This is a genomic window from Kitasatospora sp. NPDC127067, assembly GCF_042724755.1.
GTDB lineage: Bacteria > Actinomycetota > Actinomycetes > Streptomycetales > Streptomycetaceae > Kitasatospora > Kitasatospora lactacystinica.
In genome coordinates this window covers 1-2,099 of sequence record NZ_JBHXEM010000288.1, presented here as the reverse complement: position 1 = coordinate 2,099, position 2,099 = coordinate 1, and the positions used below count along the sequence as shown (strand labels likewise).

The following is a 2,099-nucleotide window of genomic DNA, read 5'->3' as shown; positions in this document are numbered from 1 at the left end:
GGCCCCGGGATTCCGGGGAACGGCAGGGCCTCACGGCGTTGCCGGGGAAGCTGCTCAGCTCTTGTCGGCGGCAGCCTCGGCGCCAGCGTCGGCGTCGGCCTTCGGCTCGGCCTTGGCGGCCTTGGTGTCCTCGGCCTCGGCCTTGGTGTCGGCCTTGGTGTCCTGGACCTCCTGGACGCGCTCGGGGACGACGCCGTCGAAGTCCTCGTCGATCTCGAGGTCGTCCTCGTCGTAGAACTCCTCGACGTCCTCCTCGTCCTCGAAGATCACGCGGTCGTCGGCGTTGTCGCCGCCACCGCGCTTCTTCGTCGGCGCATCCGTCGACTCGGTCTCGTCCTCGGCCAGCTCCGGGTCGAGCGTGTCGATGAACTCCACGCCGTCGATCTCGGCCAGCCGCTCCGAGGCGTTGGTGGTGCCCTCGGTGTCGGCCTCGGCGGCCTTGGCGAACCAGTCACGGGCCTCGTCGGCCCGGTCGGCCGCGATCAGGGCCTCGGCGTAGGCGTACCGCAGGCGCGCGGTCCACGCGTGCACGGCGCTGGAAGCCAGCTCCGGGCTCTGCAGCGTCACCACGGCAGCGTCGAACTGCTCCATGTCGCTGCGGGCACCGGCCGCCACGAGACGCATCTCGACCTGGCCGGCCTTGTCCAGCTGCTTCACCTCGGGCTCACCGGCCATCGCCAGCGCCCGCTCCGGGCGGCCCAGACCGCGCTCGCAGTCGGCCATCACCGGCCACAGGTCCGCCCGGCCGGTCATCCGACGGGCGGCGCGGAACTCGGTCAGCGCCTCGGAGTAACGCTGCGTCATGTACGAGGCGAAACCGGCCGCCTCGCGGACCGCCGCCACGCGGGAGGCCAGACGGAGCGCGACGCGCGAGTACTGGTAGGCCTCCTCCGGCTCGCTGTCGAGCATGCGGGCCACCATCACCAGGTTGCGGGCGACGTCGTCCGCAAGGGTCTTGGGCAGGCTCTTGAGCTCCTGGCGCACGTCCGCGTCCAGCTCGAAGCCGGTGATGTCCTCCGGGATCGGCAGACGCTTGACGGGCTCGTAGTTGCCCCGGCGGTCGTCGTAGCCACCGCGGTCGTCACGGTCACGGCCGTAGCCGCCGCCCTGGCGGTCGTCACGGCGGAAGCCGCCGCGGTCACCGCCACGGTCACCGCCGGACGGGCGGTCGTCACGACGGAAGCCACCACCGGACGGGCGGTCGCCGCGGTCACGGTTGAAACCCCCCCCGGAGGGACGGTCGTCACGGCGGAAGCCGCCGCGGTCGCCGCCGCGGTCGTCACGGTCACGGCCGTAGCCACCACCGGTCGGGCGGTCGTCACGACGCGGACGGTCGTCACGGTCGTCACGACGGAAACCACTCGGGCGGTCGTCACGGCGGAAGCCACCACCGGAGGGACGGTCATCGCGACGGAAGCCACCACCGGACGGGCGGTCGCCGCGGTCACGGTTGAAACCACCACCGGAGGGACGGTCATCGCGACGGAAGCCGCCGCCCGCCGGGCGGTCGCCGCGGTCACGGTTGAAACCACCACCGGAGGGACGGTCATCGCGACGGAAGCCACCACCGGACGGGCGGTCGCCGCGGTCGCGGTTGAAACCACCACCGGACGGGCGGTCGTCACGACGCGGACGGTCGTCACGGTCGTCACGACGGTAACCACCGGAGGGACGGTCGTCGCGACGGAAACCACCGGACGAACGGTCGTCACGGCGGTCATCGCGACCGGAGCCGCCACGGTCGTTGGACCAGCCCCCGCGGGACCGGGGCTCGTAGCCTCGGCCGTCGTCCGATCGGCGCTCGGGACGGTCCTGGGGCTCGTTCGACATCGTGGTGACTCCTTCTGCTGCTTCAGCTCCACCGCGGACGGAGCATCATGCGACTCTGCTCCCGCCACGCGGTTTCGACGCCGGCCTGCTGGCCTGCGTACCTTCTCCATTGTCCGGCATGCCAGGACCGTCCGCGTCTGGGCGGAAGTCCCGTTCTGCCGGTCTTCTTCACGTTCGCAAAACACAAAAAGGCCGCGGCCCCAGCGAGTCGCTGGGGCCGGGGGCTGTTATAAAAGTTTTTGGGGGGACAAATCAACCACAAGGTACAC

The 2,099-nt window shown here is 71.1% G+C and carries 1 protein-coding gene; it reads right to left on the bottom strand.

Annotated features, from left to right (window positions below):
* Positions 1-54: 54 nt before the first annotated feature.
* Positions 55-984, bottom strand: coding sequence for a hypothetical protein (locus ACFWJ4_RS41450; RefSeq protein WP_380554619.1), 930 nt, complete (start codon positions 982-984; stop codon positions 55-57).
* Between the last annotated feature and the right edge of the window lie 1,115 nt (positions 985-2,099).